We start from the raw sequence: 18,613 nt of genomic DNA on the forward strand, positions 1-18,613 counted from the left end.
CCGGGAGGCGGGCCTCCCGGCCGTTACGCAGCGAGGACCTTGCCGTTGCGCACGAACGGCAGTTTTACCACGCGCGCGGGAAGATTCTTGTCGCGAATTTGCACCTGGACCAGGTCGCCGATCTGGACGGCCGCCGGCACGCGCGCGAACGCGATCGATTCCTGCATCGACGGCGAGAACGTGCCGCTCGTGATCTCGCCTTCGCCGTGCGGCGTGACGACTTTCTGGTGCGCGCGCAGCACGCCGCCTGCCTTGCCGTTTTCCTTCTGCAGGATCAGGCCGACGAACGCGGCGCGGGTGCCGTTGGCTTCCAGTGCGGCGCGGCCGACGAAGTCGCGCGGCGCGGAGAGATCGACCGTCCACGCGAGGCCCGCGTCGAGCGGCGAGACGGTGTCGTCCATGTCCTGGCCGTACAGGTTCATGCCGGCCTCGAGGCGCAGCGTGTCGCGCGCGCCGAGCCCGCACGGGCGCACGCTGTTTTGCTGCAGCGCGTTCCACAGCGCTTCGACGTGCACGGCCGGGACGATCACTTCGAAACCGTCTTCACCGGTATAGCCGGTGCGCGCGATGGTGAGGTCGCCGAACGGCGTGCCGGCGACTTGCGCGGCATTGAACGGCTTCAGCTCGCTCGTCGCGGCGCGCGCGGCGGGCACGGTCGTCCAGGTTTTTTCGCGGGCGTTCGGGCCCTGTACGGCGACGATCGCGAAATCGCGGCGCGGCGCGATCGTGACGCCGAAGCCGCCTTGCTCGTTCAGCTGGTTGAACCACGCGATGTCTTTCTCGGCCGTGCCGGCGTTGACGACGACGCGGAAGAATTCCTCGGTGAAGTAGTAGACGATCAGGTCGTCGATGACGCCGCCCTGCGGATTGAGCAGGCACGAGTAGAGTGCCTTGCCGGGCGTCTTGAGCTTGCCGACGTTGTTCGCGATCGCATGCTCGAAGAACGCGCGCACGCGGCTGCCGGTGAAATCGACGACGCACATGTGCGACACGTCGAACATGCCGGCGTCGGTGCGCACGGCTTCGTGTTCTTCGATCTGCGAGCCGTAGTTGACGGGCATGTCCCAGCCGCCGAAGTCGACCATGCGGGCATTGAGCGCGCGGTGCGCGGCGTTGAGCGGGGTGTGATTCAGTGCAGTCATCGAGGCCTCAGGCAAGGCGCTTGCGCGCGGATCAGAACGGCCATGTGCCGACCGCCGCGGCCGATGGCCTGCGAGCGATCCGGTACATGCCCCTCTGTCCTCGATACCTGAGAGATTGCGCTGCCGGCCAGGCCTGGCGAACGCGCGCCCCTTCGGTGGGCAGCCTGCCCGCGCAACCGATGCGCTGCGGGCTACTGCCGCTCTCCAGAGTGCGGGGAGAGTGTGGCCCGCGCAATGCGCGGACGGGATTCCCCGACGCGGTCGGTCCTTTTGCCTGAGAGTTTGCGGGTGTGCCCCTTCGGCGGCGCAACCGGTGCTGAACCAGCCCGGCTACACGCTCTCCCGACGCGTGCGGGCGACTGTACGCGAGCGGGTGGGCCTTGTCAATTTGAGCAAAAGAATGTCGCTTCGCGACAAGCGGCGGCACCCGGTGCCGCCGCTTTTTCCGCTCCGGCGGGCGCCGGTGCGTTACTCGCCGATCGCGCGTGCGGCCGTGTCGAGTTCCTGGTTCAGCACGCGCTGCTCGTCGCCGGACAGGCCGCCGCTGTGTTGCGCGGACATGTCGTTCGCTTCCTGGCGGATCACGTCGAGGCGGTGATGAAGCTGCGCGCCGTACGGCGGCGGGTAGTAGCCGCCGTTCACGCGCGCATCGATGCGGCGGTGCAGGTTGTCGATCCGGCCCTGGATCTGCTGCATCCGCTCGTTCGCGACGACCTGCGGATTCGGCCGCGGCGGGGGGGCCGGGCGGACCGGCTGCTGCGGCTGCACGATACAGGCCGCAAGCGAGGAAACCAGGACGCAGCACGCAGCTGCGCGAATCAACCGTTGCATCAACATTCTCCTGACGGATTGGTGTCGGATCGACTTTTTTGAGAAACGCGTCAGACCGGTCGGGCGCTGACTTTCGTTCCCCCGGCATTTGTAACCGAATGTTCCGGCAGATCCAAGTGCGGGTGCGCTGGCCGGCCATGACCGGCCGGCGCGCGGTGTCAGATCGTGCGGCGCACGAACGGCAGCCGGCGGCCATCGTGCTCGCTTTGCGCGGCGAGCTCGATGATCGTCATCACGTCGACGGCGTCCTGCGCGGCGACGGGGAACGGTGCGCCGTCGCGGATCGACGCGGCGAGCGCGCGGTAGAACTCCGCGTACTGGCCATCGAGCGTCGGCACCGGGCGCTCGACCTCGACCTCGACGTCGCCGTCGAGCACGCGCAGCAGGCCGGGCGGGTTGCCGCCGCCGAATTCGACGTCGTCCGCGGTGAGGCCGGCCTTGAGCTGGTCTTCCTGTGTGTCGAGCCCGAACTTCTGGTAGCTGCCGCGCGTGCCGTGCAGCGTGAAGCGCGCGGGTTCGATCGCCGACAGCGCGCTCGCATGCAGCACGACGTCCTTGTCCGGATAGCCGAGCTGCAGGTGCACGAAATCGGGCGCCGTGCCGTGGTCGCGGCGCGTCTTGACGGTCGCGCTCACGGTTTCCGGCACGCCGAACAGCGCAAGCGCCTGGTCGATCAGGTGCGGGCCGAGGTCGAGCAGCAGGCCGCCGCCGCGGGCGGGCTCCTCGCGCCAGCGCGTGCGCGGCGTTGGGCGGAAGCGGTCGAAGTGCGATTCGAAACAGGTCAGCCGGCCGAGCTCGCCCGATTCGACGACACGGCGCACGGTGAGGAAGTCGCCGTCCCAGCGGCGGTTGTGGAACGGCGCGAACAGCCGGCTGCGCGCGTTCGCGAGCCGCGCGAGCGCGAGCGCCTCGTCGGCGGTGAGCGTGACGGGCTTGTCGACGACCACGTGGCGGCCGGCTTCGAGCACCTGGCGCGCGAGCGCGAAGTGCGTGTCGTTCGGCGTGGCGATCACCACGCACTCGATGTCGTCGAGGCCGAGCAGCGTGTCGAGATCGGGGACGACACGCGCGCCCGGATACGCGGCCTGCGCGCGATCGGGCTGACCCGTCGCGATCGCGGCGACTTCAGTGCGGCCGCTCGTGGCGATCACGGGCGCGTGGAACGTCGCGCCGGCGAAACCGAAACCCATCAAACCAATCCTGAGCAATGACGACATGGCAATCCCTGGCTGCGAAGGAAACTAAAGGATGGTGCGCCGAGACGGCGCGAAGACGACCGGCTATTTTGGCATGGCGCCGCCGCTTGCACTGGCGCGTTGGGCGGAATGCGCGGTGCGATCTGGCGCTTGCGCAAGGAAAGCCGGCATTTTGCTTGCGCGAACGCGCAGGCCGCACGTGCGCGGCGACCTGCCCAGCCCACGCGGCGCAGGCGGCTGCGCCGGGTGGACATATTGTGGCCGATCGATGCGAGAACGGGGCCGGATTGGCCGGACGGACAGGGGGCGGCCGGCCGGTCGGCCCGCGCAGCCCCGCCCGGCGGCGCTCCCGAAAAGCACGCCGCCGCCGTGTTAACATGCGCGTCCTGCCCGCGTGTCCGCCTGCTTCGCCAGCCTGCCGCGCAAGGCATCCTCCCGGCGTTCCGCCGTCAACCGCAACACCATCCGCCATCATGTCCGCAGGCCTCAATCCCGCCCAGAACGAAGCGGTGCGCTACCTCGACGGTCCCTGTCTCGTGCTCGCCGGCGCGGGCAGCGGCAAGACCCGTGTGATCACGCAGAAGATCGCGCACCTGATCGAAGCGAAAGGCTTCGAGCCGCGCCACATCGCCGCCGTCACGTTCACGAACAAGGCGGCCGCCGAAATGCGCGAGCGCGTGGGGAAGCTGCTCGAGGGCAAGACGCTCACCACGCCCGGCAAGGAAGGCCGCAAGGTGCCCGTCAACCAGCTCACCGTCTGCACCTTCCACTCGCTCGGCGTGCAGATCCTGCGCCAGGAGGCCGAGCACGTCGGCCTGAAGCCGCAGTTCTCGATCATGGATTCGGACGACTGCTTCGGCATGATCCAGGAGCAGCTCGGCACCACCGACAAGGGGCTGATCCGCAAGATCCAGAGCATCATCTCGCTGTGGAAGAACGGCCTGATCATGCCCGACGAGGCGATGGCGATCGCGGCCAACGAGGACGAGCACCAGGCCGCGCTGGTCTACCGCAACTACGTCGCGACGCTGCACGCGTACCAGGCGGTCGACTTCGACGACCTGATCCGTCTGCCCGCCGAGCTGTTCGCGAAGAACGAGCAGGTGCGCGACCGCTGGCAGAACAAGCTGCGCTACCTGCTGATCGACGAGTACCAGGACACCAACGCGTGCCAGTACGAGCTGCTGAAGCTGCTCGCCGGCCCGCGCGCCGCATTCACGGCGGTGGGTGACGACGACCAGGCGATCTACGGCTGGCGCGGCGCGACGCTCGAGAACCTCGCGCAGCTCGGCAAGGATTTCCCGAAGCTGCACGTGATCAAGCTCGAGCAGAACTACCGGTCGACGGTGCGCATCCTCACCGCCGCGAACAACGTGATCGCGAACAACCCGAAACTGTTCGAGAAGAAGCTGTGGTCCGAGCACGGGATGGGCGATTCGATCACCGTCACGCCGTGCAACGACGAAGAGCATGAAGCCGAATCGGTCGTGTTCCGGCTGTCCGCGCACAAGTTCGAGCGGCGCGCGCAGTTCCGCGACTACGCGATCCTGTATCGCGGCAACTTCCAGGCGCGGATCTTCGAGCAGGTGCTGCGGCGCGAGCGGATCCCGTACGTGCTGTCGGGCGGCCAGTCGTTCTTCGACAAGGCCGAGATCAAGGATCTGTGCGCGTACCTGCGGCTGATCGCGAACGCCGACGACGATCCCGCGTTCATCCGCGCGGTCACCACGCCGCGCCGCGGGATCGGCAACACGACGCTCGAAGCGCTCGGCTCGTTCGCGGGTCAGGCGAAAGTGTCGCTGTTCGAGGCCGTGTACATGGGCGGGATCGAGGCGCGGCTGTCCGCGCGGCAGGTCGAGCCGCTGCGGATGTTCTGCGACTTCATCCAGCGCCTGACCGAGCGCGCGGACAAGGATCCTGCCACCGTCGTGCTCGACGACATGATGGAGGCGATCCACTACGAGGCGTACCTGTACGACGCGTTCGACGAGCGGCAGGCGCAGTCGAAGTGGCAGAACGTGCTCGAATTCCTCGAATGGCTGAAGCGCAAGGGCACCAAGCCCGAGGCGGAGGCCGTCGACGGCGAGGCGGAAGGTTTCCACAACGCGGATGGGCTCGCCGATACGGGCAAGAACCTGCTCGGCCTGATCCAGACCGTCGCGCTGATGTCGATGCTCGAGGGCAAGGAAGAGGATCCGGACGCCGTGCGCCTGTCGACCGTCCATGCGTCGAAGGGGCTCGAGTATCCGCACGTGTTCCTGGTCGGCGTCGAGGAGGGCATCATGCCGCACCGCGGCGGCTCCGAGGACGACGGCCCGATCGACAACGAGCGGATCGAGGAGGAGCGCCGGCTGATGTACGTCGCGATCACGCGCGCGCAGCGCAGCCTGCACCTGAACTGGTGCAAGAAGCGCAAGCGGGCGCGCGAGACGGTCGTGTGCGAACCGTCGCGCTTCATCCCGGAGATGGGGCTCGACGAGGCGCCGCCGCCGACGCCGGAAGAGGCGCCGATGTCGCCGAAGGACCGGCTCGCGAGCCTGAAGGCGTTGCTGCAGAAGTGACGCGTGGGCCCGGGCGTTCCGGCGCTCAAGTGGCCTGCCGAAAAAACAGAACCCCCGCGATGCGTATGCGTCGCGGGGGTTTTTTACTGACTGCCGGGTGGGCTTACTTCGACGCGTTGACCATGTAATCGACGGCGGCCTTCACGTCGGCATCCGACGCGTTCGACCCGCCCTTCGGCGGCATCGCGCCCTTGCCGTGCAGCGCGTAGTTGTAGACCGTATCCATCGAGTCCTTCAGGCGCGGCGCCCAGTCTTCCTTGCTGCCGAACTTCGGCGCGCCGAGCACGCCGGCGGCGTGGCAGGCCTGGCAGACCTGCGTATACAGCGCCTTGCCGGCCGATGCGGCGTCGGCGCTGGTCGGCGCGGCCGCCGGTGCTGCGCCGGCCTTCGGGATTGCGGCGATCGCGGCCTGCGCGGCGGCGATCTGCGCGCTCGCGGCGTCGGCCGCGTCCGATGCGCCTGCGGCGCCCGCCGCGACACCTGCGGCACCGCTGGCAGCCGGTGCCGCATTGGCGGCCGGCGCGGCCGGTTCGGGGAAGTTCGCGCCGTCGTTGTTCGCCATGTAGACGATCGCGCGGGCGATTTCATAGTCGCTGACGTCGTCGGGGCTCGTGCCGCCGCGCGGCGGCATCGCGCCCTTGCCGGCGAGGGCCGTCTTCAGCAGCGTGTCGAAGCCTTGCGAGATGCGCGGCGCCCAGTCGTCCTTGTTGCCGAACTTCGGTGCGCCGGCGGCGCCCGTGCCGTGGCAGGTCACGCAGACGGCCTTGTAGACTTCCTCGCCGGTCTTGTACGTGCGGGGCGCGTTGGCGTCCTTCACGTCGACCTGCGCAAGCGGGGCGATGCGCGCGGCGACCTGCTCGTCGGACAGCGCGTCCGTGCCGGCGCCGTAACGGAACGCATGGTTCGCATAGTTGGCGAACAGGACGATCAGGATGATCGGAATCGCGAACGACGCGATGATGACGGCAATCAGTTGCCCGGGGGTTTTGACGGGAGATTCGTGGGGTGCTTCGCTCATGCTTGCCTCGTCTCCGTGAATAGGAATTGTGAGCGCGGTGCAACGGCAAATGGCAGTCCAATGAAGCCCGGTCGATTATAGACGGAACGTTTACATCACGGCGAGCGGTGCGATGGCGCGTGTTTACCCGCACGCAGCGCGGCCCGGCGGGGATTCGTCGGGCACGGTGGACGCGTCATGTGAAACCGGGTATCCTTGCTGTCTTGCCAATCGTGGGCGGCCTGTATATGGGGTCGCTTCACTGTCTCACGCGCCCGTAGCTCAATGGATAGAGTACTGCCCTCCGAAGGCAGGGGTTGCTGGTTCGATCCCAGCCGGGCGCGCCAAGAAATTCTTTAAGATCAACAAGTTACGGCATCGGCCGCAAGCCTGTTTCGACTCTTAGCGTACACCCCGCGTCCTATACGAGTCCGACGGTTCCGGTCAATTTCTGCTTGGTTGGACCTGAGCGGGATTGCTCAGGCACCTTTATTTTACTCTGCCGGACATGGTAGGCAGTTGCGCAAGACAGCTCAGAGGGAGCCGACTGGCGCGGCGTCAGTTGATGTAGTTGAGGAACTTGAGGTGTAGCCGCCTCGACTCGTCCGTCCATATCTCGAACAGAGCAGAGCGCTCGCATTCAGTCGCGGATACTCTGACGGCGAAGGTTCGCTTCACTCCGTCTTCCATATAGTTGGCCGTCTCGAAGAAGCCGCCAGATATCGGGGTGCTGAATCTGAACTGGCTAACGTGATCCCAATGAGCTGCGATGTCCATGAGCTTTTCCGGGTCGTCATGCCGCAAGTGGAATGCGCTCATTTCAAGTAGCTGAGTATCACCACCGGGCAAGTTGGCCGGTGGTGATAGCTTCTCTACATACACCTTGCAATTTGAAAGTGTTTTGCCGCCCGCGTTTCTGATGCCGACTCTCACTGTGTGTTGATTTCCACCGCATCCCCAGTGGGTCAGTTCTGCGTGGACATCAACAGGGAGACGTTCGGCAGTATGTGTCTGCCCGGCTCGCAGATGGCGTTCGGGAATCGACCGTAAAGCGCGAGCTCAAGCTGTTGTCGGCGGCTATTAATTTCGTGCGGACCGAACACGACTATCCAGAATTGCCGAATCCTGTTCAACGCCTCGGCCTTGACAGCGGTGAGTCGCGGGTCCGCTGGATATCCCAAAGCGAAGCGTCGTCGCTGATTCTCGCGGCCGGGATGAGTGCGCGGCGGCCGCATCTTCGCAACTTCGTGCGCCTCGCGCTGAGCACCGGTTGCCGGAAAAATGAGCTGCTCACGCTCGAGTGGTGCAGAGTCGATTTCGAGCGCTCGCACCTCCGGCTCGAGTGTGAGCACACAAAGAACGGCAAGCGTCGACTGGTTCCGCTGAACAGTGGCGCTATATCGGCGCTGAGGGATCAGCGCGATTGGGTGGCGCGAAACTGCGCTGGCTCTGACTGGGTGTTTGCTTCCGGCTCGGGGCGGCGAATTGGCACCTTGCAAAAGGGATTCGTTGCCGCGTGCGCCCGCGCTGGGATCGAAAATTTCCGGATACACGATCTGCGCCACACGTTTGCCTCGTGGCTCGTCATGGAGGGGGTGTCGCTGTATGTGGTCAAGGACCTGTTGGGACACTCTTCCATCACGGTGACGGAGCGCTACGCGCACTTGTCGCCCGATCACGGGCGTGCGGCCGTGCAGAAGCTCTTGCCTCTATAAGGTGGTGAGGAAAATTGCAAAAACATAGCAAATTTGCTAACATGACTCAGAATTGGACAGTCGTCTACTTCAACGAGCGCGTCAAGCGCGACGTCTTCGAGCTACCGGCCGGGATTTTGGCGGACTATTTGCGGCTCTTGGATCTGATGCAGGAGTTTGGTGCGGATCTGCGTATGCCGCACTCTCGCGCTATGGGGGACGGGCTGTTTGAGTTGCGCCCGAAGGGTAGGGAAGGCATCGGGCGCGTGTTCTACTGCACGCACATTGGGCGACGTGTCGTTGTCTTGCACTCGTTTGTAAAGAAGACGCAGGAGACGCTGCGGAACGAGCTGCGGACCGCCCGGGCACGTTTGAGTGAGGTGAAAAATGGCTAAGATGACGGTCAAGCGCGCTCGCGCAGAGGGATTCAACCCGGTTCCACACACGGCGGACGATACAGAGCGCCTACTGGCAAAACGCGGTGTCAAGGCGGAATACGACGCACTGGAAGACGAGTACAGCGCACTGCGCGCAGTTTTGGCTGCTCGGCAAGAATCGGGTTTGACGCAGGCTCAGGTGGCGGAACGCATGGGAACGACGGCATCCGCCGTGTCGCGGCTTGAAGCATCTCTGACGAGCGAAAAACACTCGCCGTCGTTCGCAACGCTGCGCAAGTACGCGGCCGCATGCGGTAAGCGACTTGTAATATCGTTCGCTTAGTGGTTCACCGGCCAAGTCGAGCGCCGGCAGAAGTAGCATTGATAGCTGGAGCGATGTTGTAACGCTGGCCGATTGTTGCGTGATGTCACGAGGTATCGCAATGAAAATTGATACGCGATATACCGCAGCATATACTGGGACGAACGGCCGGGTGGCGTTCCGCATCTCGGACCGACCATATCAACAAGACGTCGGGGACCCAGTGAACACTCTGAAAGAGGAACAAGCATCCGCTCTGAACGCCGAAGAGCTGCGCCAGCTGTTAGAGAATTTAACTGGGCAGCCACTACCATTGCACGGCGAATCATCAATCCTTTCCAGCGTTGCCGAATCAGTAACGAGCGGCTTGAGCCTCGGGCACTCTCAATTTAACGAATTGCTTCTTGCGGTTGGATACGACCGCGTTGACGCAAAATTTTTTGAATTTCTTTGTGATCCGGCAGCTATACGGGTAAATGGAGAAAGCGTCAAAGATATATCCTCCGCCAACGATTTACGAAAAGGGGTGGATGCGTTTCGTGAGCTTGCGTTACTGCTGTTTGGTAATGTCAAGTATGGTTTTAAGGGGTTGTCGCGAAATCCGGATGCATTGGAGAGATTTGTTCATGATGTAACGTCTGAGCGTTCGGACGAAGGGTTTCGCTCTCGTCACAACCCGTTAATCGAAATAGAGCCGATTGATAGCAAGAACACCTACCTGCTGGGCTATATATCTGGCCGCAGCTTGGAAGATGAATCAAACAAGAATCCGGGCGATCCAACGGTTCAGGCAAAAATTGAACATCGAAATGGCGTTATTGAAGTTGGAAAGCGAAATCACAGTGCTTACCTAACATCCGATCATTTGGATGTCTATGTCGCAACGTCGATGCGTGATCGGCATGAATTCGTTTTTGTTAACGAATTTATGGAGAAAATTACAAAGAATCGTCATATAAGTGATTTGAAGCTTAGATTTTTTGATCCGACAAATGCATACTGTGAAAATCGTTTGGATAAGGGGCTTGCGGAAGCACTAATGCTTCGGCGAGCCGAGTGTACGGTGTATCTGGCTCAGGAGTCAGATACTTTGGGGAAAGATTCAGAGCTTGCTTCTACCCTTGCTCAGGGTAAGCCGGTGATTGCGTTTGTTCCTGATGTTGACGATAAATTTTGGGACTATCTCTATAAAACGTTTGTTGAGATTTATAGTGGTGAGAGTGAAGAAGGGATACTGATTAAGCTGCTTAGAATATACAAGCCAGATTCTGCGTGGAACGATAGTGAAACGATAGATCATTTGTCTGGAAAGTTGTCGATGGAAATCGATGCGCTTAAGAAAAAGGTGCGTGAAGCGGTTAAGGGGCATTACGATAAGCGAGCAAAAGTTCTCAAGGACGACCATCCGCTTGGCTTGCAGACAAATCTAAGGTCGGGTGTGGCAAACGGGGTGCTCGTTGCGAGAAGCGTGGATGCGTGTGCTGAGCTTATTAAAAGGATTGTTCTTAATAAGCTAGAGTTTGAAGTGGTGGACCAGCCGGGTGGCTATGTTTTGCTGAAGGAAAAAATTACGGGATGCACATTTAGAGTGATGACTGGGGATAAACTACTGACGAATAGTTTTTGGAATTTCTATATTGAAGAGTGATTTTTTAGAGGGTAAATTCAGGACGGGAGAGTGAAAGTGAAGAAATTTGGTTCTGAAAAGGCTTCTATTTACGACACCCATTATGTGTCTCGCATTATTCGTGAATTCAGAGGCAATGAATCGGAGCATGCAAGGCGGCACATAAATGCTCTTGATGTTTCACAGGCTCGAATCGGGAAATTCGGAGGCCGAGGCGACGATACGAGAAACGATCCGGATAAGGGTACCCGCTAGGTTCGCTTGTGGCGAGGTAGAAAGCCCTGGATAAAGGGCAGCCGAACAGGGGTACTGGCTGGCGTCTGCGACTTTGTCGGCGCCGACGCAGGGGCTTTGTTTGTCTTGCGTCGTTGCACATTGTGTCGCGAATTGCTGCCTGCGAGGGGTTATACGCTTTGGTGGCCGGACGGGCGTGCGATCGTCGTGATACAGATTTGGCGAACCGCTCTAAGTAGCCGGTGCAGGATCTCCTTAAGTTTCTGCCCTCCGAAGGCAGGGGTTGCTGGTTCGATCCCAGCCGGAGCGGTCGCTGCCGCGTGGCATTTCCACCTGCAATATACGCTCGAATACTGGGACGTTTTCTGCGCCGGCGTGCTGCGCGCGCGGCTGCATCACATGCCCGGCACGGCCGTGCTGGCCGGCACCGCATGGTCGGCGTATTCGCAAACCGTGCAGACCGCGTCGCGGATATCGACGCTCGCCGCCGCTGAAGCGGGCATCGGCGGTTCGATCGACGCGTCGGACAGCAGTTGCTCGTCGTCGAGCTGCAGTTCGTCAAGCTCGTGCAGTTCCAGCTCATGCAGTTCGAGCAGTTGCGGCGGGTGTTCGTCGAGTAATTGAGCGCGGATGGTGCGGGCCAGGGGAGTGAGGGGCGCACGCCATTCGGGAAAGCTGCGGCAACACATCGTCACCGCGGCCGACGCCCATGACGGAACGGGCCAGCAGGATCGTCGCAGCGATTCTGCCGACGCCTGAGTGCCGCGATGAAACGCCGGGCGCCAGATGTTTCGCGCGCCAGCCGTCGGCCCTGACGTCAAATCCACGTCGCCGCTTGACGCACCCGGGCCGCGGACGCGGGACCGCACTCGGCCCCATCGCCAGAATAGAAGCCAGAACGCCGTTCTTCTCAACGGTCGGTCGCCGTCGATGGCTTTCTATACTGCATCGTCCATGCTCGCGGCCGATGTGCCGCGACGTTTTCCCCCGCCGTATCGAGCGGCCCGGCATCGAGCCGCTGCACCGGCACACTTGCGACCGCGAATGAACGTAACGACCTCCGACGATTGTATTGGCGTGCTGCCCGACCATCCGTGGGCGAAGCATTTCATCGTACTGGGCTACCGGGATGGCGCCTTTTCGGCGATCCCGAACAATTTCTTCCGCAACTGGCTCGATGAAGAAGCGCAGGTCGGCACGTTTCATATCGGCCGGTGTTCGTCGATCGGGGTCGGTTCGATCGCCAAGTACGACGTGGGCCAGCAGAAGCTCGTGATCGGCAAGCACGTGGCCGGTGGACTGCGCCTGCGATTCCTGTTGAACGGTCAGCACGAGATGCGCACGATTTCGACGAGCATGTTCAGCATCTATGGTAACGGTCTCACCCATGCGCCGATGCCGCAATACGCGGACACCGTGATTCACAACGACGTCTGGATCGGCGATGAAGCGCTGTTCCTCGGCGGCAGTCAGGTCGAAAGCGGCTGCGTGATCGGTGCGCGGGCCGTCATTCCCCCCAATTTCCGCACCGAGGCTTACGGAATCTATGCCGGTTCGCCGGCCCGTCTGGTGCGCTTCCGCTTTACGGAGAAAGTGCGCGAACGGCTGCTGCAGCTCGCGTGGTGGGACATGCCGCTCGACTGGATCAAGCAGAACAACGAAGCATTTCTGGTGGATCTCACCGCCGACGAAGGGCGGGCGCTCGACACGCTCGCGGCGCTCCAGGAAGCCAAGGACCGTGCGATGGGCCAGTCCGGCCAACCGGCTGCCGTAGCGACGTCAGCCTGACCGTCCGTTCGCACCGCGCCGCATGACATGACACCTGCTTTCGACGAATCCGCACCGGCTCAACACGCCGCGACGCTGTGCCAGAACGGCCAGTTCGCCGATGCACTGTCGCTCGTCGCACCGCTGCTCGACCGGCCGGCGCCGGCCGTCGCGGCGCTGCACGTCGCGGCCGTCTGCGCGCTCGGCCTGAACCGGCTGGCCGACGCGGAGGCGTGGTGGCGGCGCGCGATCGACGCGATGCCCGCATTCGAGCCACCGTATGACGGCCTCGGCGCGCTGCTTGTGTCGCAAGGGCGTCTGTCCGACGCCGAGGCGCTCCTGCGCCGGCAGCTCGCGTCCGTCGCGCCGTTGCGGGCGTCGCATCATCACCGGTTCGGCAAGGTGCTCGAAGCGCTCGGCCGGCTCGACGAAGCCGAGCAGGCGTTCGGGCAGGCGCTGCTGATCGAGCCGCAGTCCGCCGACGTGCTGACCGATCTCGGCAACCTGCTGCGTGTCCTCGGCCGGCAGGCCGAGGCGGAACTCGCCTACCGGCTCGCGATAGCCGTGCGCGCCGACGCCGTGCTCGCACACGCCAATCTCGGCGCGATCCTCGTCGACATGCAGCGGCTGCCGGAAGCGGAAGCCGCCAGCCGCCAGGCGCTCGCGCTGTGCCCGGATCACCCGGAGGCGCACTACAACCTCGGCGTCGCGCTGCAGAATCTCGATCGCCTGCCGGAAGCGGAGGCGGCCTATCGCGACGCGATCCGCTGCCGCCCGGGCCTGCCGCAGCCGCACAACAATCTCGGCTGCGTGCTGCGCGCGCAAGGCCGCCACGACGAAGCGATGGCCGTCTTCGCCGATGCGCTGTCGCTCGCGCCGGACATGGCCGAAGTGCACTACAACCTCGGCACGACGTTCGCGCACGCCGGCCGCCACGACGACGCCGAACGCGCGTACCGCCGCGCGCTCGAACTGCGCGCGGACTATGGCGATGCACAATTCGGCCTGGCGACGCTGCTGCTCGGCCTGGGCCGCTTCGACGAAGGCTGGCGGCGCTACGAATCGCGCTACGAGCAATCGGCGTTCGTGCACCGCCGGACCCGCGAGGTGTTGCCGTGCGCGCAGTGGCAAGGCGAGCCGCTCGCTGGCAAGACGCTGCTCGTCTGGCAGGAGGACGGCCTCGGCGACATGCTGCAGTTCAGCCGCTATTTCGCGGAATTCAGGGCGCGGCACGCGGCGCGCGTGGTGTTCGCGTGCCAGCCCGCGCTGCATCGGCTGATGGCGTCGGTCGACGGCGTCGATGCCGTGCTCGATCACGAGACGGCGATCGCGCAGGCGGCGCAGTTCGATTACTGGACGAGCCTGTTGAGCGCGCCGATGCATGCGGGCACGACGCTCGACACGATCCCGCCGCCGGTGCGGCTCGCGCCCGATCCGGCCCGCGTCGCGCGCTGGCGCGCACGCCTCGATGCGTTGCCGGCCGGCCCGCGCGTCGGCCTCGTGTGGAAGGGCAACCCGAAGCATCACAACGATGCGCACCGCTCGCTGCCGTCGCTCGCGTTGCTGACGCCGCTATGGAGTGTGCCGGGCGTGAATTTCGTGAGCCTGCAGAAGGGGCAGGGCGAGGATGAGGCGCGTCAGCCGCCGGGCGGCCTGCCGTTGCTGCACCTCGGCTCGGAGATCGACGATTTCGCGGATACGGCCGCGATCGTCGCGCAACTCGATCTCGTGGTGTGCGTCGACACGTCCACCGCGCATCTCGCCGCATCGCTCGGCAAGCCTTGCTGGGTGTTGCTGCCGAATCAGGAGGTGGACTGGCGCTGGATGCACGACCGCGACGATTCGCCGTGGTATCCCGGCACGATGAGGCTGTTCCGGCGCGGGCGCGACGAAAGCTGGATCCGGATGGCCGAGCGCTTGCGCGAGGCGTTTGCCGCGCATTTCGCGGCCGCTCGCGTGACGGCGGACGAGACGGTGCATACCGCCTGACCCGCTGGCCGAAAGGGTCGGCCGATCGGCCGCCCATCGTCGGGCGCGGGCGGCCCGGGAGCCCTTCGATTCAAGACGCCCGATGCGATGCATCGGGCGCGACGGTGACCGGCAACGGTCGATTCATGTCACGACTCGACAGGTCGGGTCATCCTGCGCCGCGGATGCGGGCAACAGGATGCAGTTCCGCACGGTTCGCGCAGATGGCGCTCAGTTCGTGGGTTCGAACAACAATGTTGCTTGCCCCGAGTTGTCGCCGCAGTAGTCATCGCTCACGTACGCGTAGACAGTCGTGACGCCCCCGCCGATCTCGACGACGGTCGGGCGTGCCGTGACCGCGCCGCCCCACCGAATGCTGCCGAAGCCGCCTTGTATGATCGCCGTGTCGATGTTGCAGCCGCCTCCCAGGTTGCCGCCGCTGCAACTCATCGTGTTCGACGTGAGCGACACGGCATATCGGCCTTGGGCGAGCGCGAGCCTGGCCGACGTACCGCCGGACACCTTCCCGACATAGCTGGAAAGGCAATTGGCCTTCGCGTCGATCACGACGCTCGTCGCCGCGTCGCACATCAAGGGAACCATGGCCGCAAGTGCGGCAGTGATCAGTTTGTTGCGCATCAATGAGTTCTCTCAGTGTTTGTTGATTGATATTTGCCCGGTGCCGCCGGAAACGCACCGGCGCGCCCCGTTTCTCCTTCGTCCGTCGCGCTTCGTCCAAGGACACGACGGACAGGGAGAATCGGTGGCGTGCATTCCGGCCGAGATCGGGCGGGTGCGGACGCGGAGCCGTTTCATGCCTCGCAGCGCCCCGCGTTCCATTGCGCAAGAACCGGCGTCATGCGCAGGCTGTCTTCAATTACGAATGCCTGCCTTTTGCATGACGCTTTCCTTACCTTCGCTATTACGGCAGGTCTGTTGCCGAATTTAGGCCGAGTTCGCATCGTTGCTTCCGGCACGAACACACAGGCAACGGATCCGGGCGACCGGCCGCCGTCGGTGAGCCGCCGAGCGGGACCGAACGGTACGAGCCGCGATATACCGGACGTCCGGATCGAATCGAGGGCAGGTCGTTTCGCGCGTGGGCGACTTGCACGCGTTGAACGTCGCATCGATCGCGACGTCCTGGCCGGCTCCGCGCGCGAGCGGTGCGAATTGCACGGTTTTGCCGAATCTGTTCGTCGTTTCGAATCGGCCACGCATCGCTAGAATCGACGCGTTTTCGGGGCAAGGTCCGATCGGCAGCGGCGGGCACGCTCCCGCCATGCATGAAATCGACCAAGGCCGGCCATGAATCACTGGAAGTTTGTTCCCGTTGAAAGTCTCGTGAGCGAGGAAGCGCTGACCCGTGCGCAAGCGTTCGATCTCGATCGGCACGTCGTCGAGACGACGGTGCGTGGGCTCACGTTCCGCTGGCTCGCGCCGAGCAAGCGACTGCTCTGGATGGCGGCAGGGCTCGAGTACATCGAGCCGGAGCTGCTGGACTGGATCGACCGGCTGCCGCCGGCATCCGTCTACTACGATTTCGGCGCGAGCAACGGGATCTTCGCGTTGTATGCGGCCAAGCGCGGCCTGAAGGTGATCGCGATCGAGCCCGATCCGTCGAACTACTTCCTGCTGTCGTGGAACGCATACCTCAACGCACAGGACGGGCTCGACCTGCAGGCGTTCAACGTGGCGGCGTCCGACCGGTTTGCGATCGACCGGCTGTTCATCCGCAAGATGGAGCTTGGCGCGCACGAGAAGATCGTCGGCCAGCCGTCACTGGTGTCGGGCGAAACGTTCGCGCCGAACCACGTGCATGCGATCCAGGTCGTCCATTTCGATCGCTGGCGCGAGCAGTTCGGCCTGCCGCAGCCCGAGTACGTCAAGATCGACGTCGACGGACATGAAGTTCCGCTCATCGACGGAGCGATGCAGGGCCTGGGCGCGTGCAGGCAACTGCTGATCGAGATCGAGGACGCGAAGATGGACCTGCTCACGCACCGTCTCGGCGCGCTCGGCCTGACGCTCGCAAGCAAGCACCCGGTGCAGAACTACGCGGGATTGTGGAACTGCATCTTCGTGCGCTGACCGTCGAGGCCCGCGGCAACGCGGGCGTCGCTCAAAATCCTGACAGATAGGCCTGGCGGTCGACAGCGGTGCGGTACGCGCTGACGAACCCGCGACGGCTCCATTGGTCGCACGAGAAATCGTCGAAGCGGCACGACAGCGACAGCTTCCAGTCGGCGGCGTCGCTGGTGAGTGTCCGATGCACGAGATAGGGCGACATGAAGAGTACGTGCCCGGCGTCGATCTCGAGGTCGCAGGCGCCGTCGACGGCTTGGTCGTCGAGCACGTAGCCGCGGTCGGTCTGCTCGCCCGGCCACAGTCCGCGCCGATGGCTGCCCGGAACGATGCGCAGCCCGGGCGCCCCTTTGCGCACGTCCGCGATCGACGTCCACGCGATCACGCCGCGAGAGGACGTCCCCATGCTCGGCCAGTCCTGGTGATACGGCAGCCCGTAGTTGTTGCCGATGCGATCGTTCGCCGTGTAGTGGGTGACGATCGGGCCCGTCTGCACCGGCATCGCGATGCCGAGGTGGCGGTCGAGCGCGGCCGTCAGCTCGGGTGAGCAGAAGAAGCGCTTCACGTCGAGGTCTTCGGCGAGCAGCTTGATGATGTTGCGGTTGCGCGTCGTGTCGTCGCCGAATCGGGGCATGAAATGCCGCTCGAACTTCGCACGCACGTCCTTCATCAGCGATTGCAGCGCGGCGTTCGCGACGATCGCGTAACCGAGTTCCCGAAAATCGCCCGCGATCACGTCCATGCTGCGTCACCCTGAATGCCGCCGGTGGCCCGTGCCTGCGCGTAGCCGAACCCGCTCGCGCCGAAGCCGTCGCCGTTGTAGAACATGTACAGGCGTTTGCCGACCTGCACGACCTCCGGATACGCGACCATGAACGCATCCCAGCCATCCGGCGACACGTCGAGCCCCGCATCGTCGTCGAGCCGTCGCCAGACGATGCCGTCGGTCGATTCGGCATAGCCGAGCCGGTAGCTGACCGACGAGCGCTCGCGGTAGCCGTCGTGACTGCGCTTGCAGAACCACATCCGGTAGAGACGGCCGTCGAAATGCACCGACGCGCGTGCCAGCCCGCCTTCCCGGTCGTCGAGGTAGTCGATCGCGACGCGGCCGCCGCGCGTCCAATGAATGCCGTCGCGGGATTCCGCGTACTTCAGGTGATAGCGAGCCTCGGGCTTGCCGTCGACCAGGGTCCAGCCGGTGCACGACAGATACCAGTTGCGCCAGATCCCGTTCTCGATTCGCACGCACGTCGTGCCGCAGAAATACGGCTCGTCGGCCGTACGGTCCATCACCGGCCCGTCGAACAGGCGCCGGTAACGTCGGCCGCCGTCCTCGCTGATCGCGAGGCCCACCGCGTTGTGGTACGGAATCGTGTTGCGCACGTTCCAGCCGATGTAATACAGGTAGCGAACGCCGCCGTGCTCGACGACCGACGACGGCATCGTGCCGCAATCGTCGAACGTGCCGAGCGCGCCCGGCGGCAGGACCGGCTCCGGATCGATGGCGACGATCTCGGCAGGGGCGCTCGCGCGGACGGCCATGCTCGCGATCGCGCTCCGGTTGCCCGCGTCGCGGCTGCTGAACAGCAGTTGCAGCGTATCGCCGTCGACGCCTGCGACCGTCGGGATCTGCGCGTGCGATTTCGCCCAGGATAGCCGTGCATCGGGCGCGTAGATCCGCCCCTGCTTGTCCCACTGTATGCCTGCCATGGGTGCCCCTAGCAGGCTGTTGAATTTGGGAACGGTGTAAACGGGCTTTGGGAGCGGTGCGTTAGAGATATCGTGTTCATGACCTTGAGCGGATGAGCCGAT

17 protein-coding genes, 2 tRNA genes and 2 riboswitches are annotated in these 18,613 nt (G+C 64.0%); of the genes, 10 read left to right on the top strand and 9 right to left on the bottom strand.

What is annotated here, in order from left to right; genetic code table 11:
* Positions 1-23: 23 nt before the first annotated feature.
* From gcvT to HWX36_RS28260, 3 genes are all read right to left on the bottom strand, one after another.
* Positions 24-1,142 (bottom strand): glycine cleavage system aminomethyltransferase GcvT, encoded by a 1,119-nt coding sequence (gene gcvT / locus HWX36_RS28250; protein WP_175956726.1) that lies wholly within the window; start codon positions 1,140-1,142, stop codon positions 24-26.
* Between the two features lie 84 nt (positions 1,143-1,226).
* A riboswitch (glycine riboswitch) is annotated at positions 1,227-1,360 on the bottom strand.
* 33 nt (positions 1,361-1,393) lie between these two features.
* Positions 1,394-1,497: riboswitch (glycine riboswitch) on the bottom strand.
* A 113-nt stretch (positions 1,498-1,610) separates the two neighbouring features.
* Entirely contained in the window at positions 1,611-1,973 is a 363-nt protein-coding gene (locus HWX36_RS28255) for a hypothetical protein (RefSeq protein WP_027788671.1), read from the bottom strand.
* A gap of 158 nt (positions 1,974-2,131) precedes the next feature.
* Positions 2,132-3,190 carry an oxidoreductase gene (locus HWX36_RS28260; RefSeq protein WP_175956728.1) on the bottom strand — a complete coding sequence of 353 codons (1,059 nt, stop codon included), beginning with the start codon at positions 3,188-3,190 and terminating at the stop codon, positions 2,132-2,134.
* Positions 3,191-3,642: 452 nt separating this feature from the next.
* Between HWX36_RS28260 and HWX36_RS28265 the strand changes: the two genes are divergently transcribed.
* Complete coding sequence (locus tag HWX36_RS28265) at positions 3,643-5,730, top strand: UvrD-helicase domain-containing protein (RefSeq protein ID WP_175956730.1); 2,088 nt, start codon at positions 3,643-3,645, stop codon at positions 5,728-5,730.
* A gap of 103 nt (positions 5,731-5,833) precedes the next feature.
* On the opposite strand, the gene HWX36_RS28270 is transcribed toward HWX36_RS28265, so the two are convergent.
* Entirely contained in the window at positions 5,834-6,748 is a 915-nt protein-coding gene (locus HWX36_RS28270) for a c-type cytochrome (protein WP_175956732.1), read from the bottom strand.
* 250 nt (positions 6,749-6,998) lie between these two features.
* On the opposite strand from HWX36_RS28270, the gene HWX36_RS28275 reads away from it, so the two are divergent.
* Positions 6,999-7,074, top strand: a tRNA-Arg gene (locus HWX36_RS28275).
* A gap of 211 nt (positions 7,075-7,285) precedes the next feature.
* Here the strand turns inward: HWX36_RS28275 and HWX36_RS28280 are convergent.
* A complete protein-coding gene (locus HWX36_RS28280) occupies positions 7,286-7,660 on the bottom strand; it encodes a hypothetical protein (protein ID WP_175956733.1) in 375 nt (124 codons plus the stop codon).
* 74 nt (positions 7,661-7,734) lie between these two features.
* On the opposite strand from HWX36_RS28280, the gene HWX36_RS28285 reads away from it, so the two are divergent.
* From HWX36_RS28285 to HWX36_RS28305, 5 genes are all read left to right on the top strand, one after another.
* Positions 7,735-8,442: a site-specific integrase gene (locus HWX36_RS28285; protein WP_244136533.1), complete on the top strand. Its 708-nt coding sequence runs from the start codon at positions 7,735-7,737 to the stop codon at positions 8,440-8,442.
* Positions 8,443-8,483: 41 nt separating this feature from the next.
* Complete coding sequence (locus HWX36_RS28290; protein WP_175956735.1) at positions 8,484-8,816, top strand: type II toxin-antitoxin system RelE/ParE family toxin; 333 nt, start codon at positions 8,484-8,486, stop codon at positions 8,814-8,816.
* On the top strand, positions 8,809-9,141 hold the full coding sequence (locus HWX36_RS28295) for a helix-turn-helix transcriptional regulator (protein WP_175956737.1): 333 nt from the start codon (positions 8,809-8,811) through the stop codon (positions 9,139-9,141). Before HWX36_RS28290 ends, HWX36_RS28295 begins: the two co-directional genes overlap by 8 nt.
* A gap of 100 nt (positions 9,142-9,241) precedes the next feature.
* The gene (locus HWX36_RS28300) at positions 9,242-10,768 is read left to right on the top strand and encodes a hypothetical protein (RefSeq protein ID WP_175956739.1); all 1,527 of its coding nucleotides are present in this window, start codon (positions 9,242-9,244) and stop codon (positions 10,766-10,768) included.
* Between the two features lie 440 nt (positions 10,769-11,208).
* Positions 11,209-11,291, top strand: a tRNA-Ser gene (locus HWX36_RS28305).
* A gap of 85 nt (positions 11,292-11,376) precedes the next feature.
* Here HWX36_RS28305 and HWX36_RS28310 read toward each other — a convergent pair.
* Positions 11,377-11,670, bottom strand: a complete 294-nt coding sequence (locus tag HWX36_RS28310) for a hypothetical protein (protein WP_175956741.1) — start codon at positions 11,668-11,670, stop codon at positions 11,377-11,379.
* Positions 11,671-12,025: 355 nt separating this feature from the next.
* On the opposite strand from HWX36_RS28310, the gene HWX36_RS28315 reads away from it, so the two are divergent.
* Together HWX36_RS28315 and HWX36_RS28320 are read left to right on the top strand one after the other, a co-directional pair.
* Positions 12,026-12,769, top strand: a complete 744-nt coding sequence (locus tag HWX36_RS28315) for an acetyltransferase (RefSeq protein ID WP_175956757.1) — start codon at positions 12,026-12,028, stop codon at positions 12,767-12,769.
* A 27-nt stretch (positions 12,770-12,796) separates the two neighbouring features.
* Positions 12,797-14,737: a tetratricopeptide repeat-containing glycosyltransferase family protein gene (locus HWX36_RS28320; protein ID WP_175956743.1), complete on the top strand. Its 1,941-nt coding sequence runs from the start codon at positions 12,797-12,799 to the stop codon at positions 14,735-14,737.
* Between the two features lie 210 nt (positions 14,738-14,947).
* Here HWX36_RS28320 and HWX36_RS28325 read toward each other — a convergent pair whose 3' ends face one another.
* Complete coding sequence (locus HWX36_RS28325) at positions 14,948-15,355, bottom strand: hypothetical protein (protein WP_175956745.1); 408 nt, start codon at positions 15,353-15,355, stop codon at positions 14,948-14,950.
* A 705-nt stretch (positions 15,356-16,060) separates the two neighbouring features.
* Here HWX36_RS28325 and HWX36_RS28330 point away from each other — a divergent pair.
* The gene (locus tag HWX36_RS28330) at positions 16,061-16,807 is read left to right on the top strand and encodes an FkbM family methyltransferase (protein ID WP_175956747.1); all 747 of its coding nucleotides are present in this window, start codon (positions 16,061-16,063) and stop codon (positions 16,805-16,807) included.
* A gap of 31 nt (positions 16,808-16,838) precedes the next feature.
* Here HWX36_RS28330 and HWX36_RS28335 read toward each other — a convergent pair whose 3' ends face one another.
* Together HWX36_RS28335 and HWX36_RS28340 are read right to left on the bottom strand one after the other, a co-directional pair.
* Positions 16,839-17,543 carry a phytanoyl-CoA dioxygenase family protein gene (locus tag HWX36_RS28335; protein ID WP_175956749.1) on the bottom strand — a complete coding sequence of 235 codons (705 nt, stop codon included), beginning with the start codon at positions 17,541-17,543 and terminating at the stop codon, positions 16,839-16,841.
* Entirely contained in the window at positions 17,534-18,511 is a 978-nt protein-coding gene (locus HWX36_RS28340) for a hypothetical protein (protein WP_175956751.1), read from the bottom strand. Before HWX36_RS28340 ends, HWX36_RS28335 begins: the two co-directional genes overlap by 10 nt.
* Positions 18,512-18,613: the final 102 nt, after the last annotated feature.

The organism is Burkholderia sp. BCC0405 (assembly GCF_902833075.1).
In the GTDB taxonomy this organism is placed as follows: domain Bacteria; phylum Pseudomonadota; class Gammaproteobacteria; order Burkholderiales; family Burkholderiaceae; genus Burkholderia.

Excerpts from the sequence above, each read along its gene's own strand:
- HWX36_RS28310 (WP_175956741.1), bottom strand. The coding sequence starts at position 11,670 with ATGTGTTGCCGCAGCTTTCCCGAATGGCGTGCGCCCCTCACTCCCCTG.
- HWX36_RS28295 (WP_175956737.1), top strand. The coding sequence starts at position 8,809 with ATGGCTAAGATGACGGTCAAGCGCGCTCGCGCAGAGGGATTCAACCCG.
- HWX36_RS28335 (WP_175956749.1), bottom strand. The coding sequence starts at position 17,543 with ATGGACGTGATCGCGGGCGATTTTCGGGAACTCGGTTACGCGATCGTC.
- HWX36_RS28325 (WP_175956745.1), bottom strand. The coding sequence starts at position 15,355 with ATGCGCAACAAACTGATCACTGCCGCACTTGCGGCCATGGTTCCCTTG.
- HWX36_RS28300 (WP_175956739.1), top strand. The coding sequence starts at position 9,242 with ATGAAAATTGATACGCGATATACCGCAGCATATACTGGGACGAACGGC.
- HWX36_RS28320 (WP_175956743.1), top strand. The coding sequence starts at position 12,797 with ATGACACCTGCTTTCGACGAATCCGCACCGGCTCAACACGCCGCGACG.
- HWX36_RS28270 (WP_175956732.1), bottom strand. The coding sequence starts at position 6,748 with ATGAGCGAAGCACCCCACGAATCTCCCGTCAAAACCCCCGGGCAACTG.
- gcvT (WP_175956726.1), bottom strand. The coding sequence starts at position 1,142 with ATGACTGCACTGAATCACACCCCGCTCAACGCCGCGCACCGCGCGCTC.
- HWX36_RS28265 (WP_175956730.1), top strand. The coding sequence starts at position 3,643 with ATGTCCGCAGGCCTCAATCCCGCCCAGAACGAAGCGGTGCGCTACCTC.
- HWX36_RS28340 (WP_175956751.1), bottom strand. The coding sequence starts at position 18,511 with ATGGCAGGCATACAGTGGGACAAGCAGGGGCGGATCTACGCGCCCGAT.
- HWX36_RS28260 (WP_175956728.1), bottom strand. The coding sequence starts at position 3,190 with ATGTCGTCATTGCTCAGGATTGGTTTGATGGGTTTCGGTTTCGCCGGC.
- HWX36_RS28290 (WP_175956735.1), top strand. The coding sequence starts at position 8,484 with ATGACTCAGAATTGGACAGTCGTCTACTTCAACGAGCGCGTCAAGCGC.
- HWX36_RS28315 (WP_175956757.1), top strand. The coding sequence starts at position 12,026 with ATGAACGTAACGACCTCCGACGATTGTATTGGCGTGCTGCCCGACCAT.
- HWX36_RS28255 (WP_027788671.1), bottom strand. The coding sequence starts at position 1,973 with ATGCAACGGTTGATTCGCGCAGCTGCGTGCTGCGTCCTGGTTTCCTCG.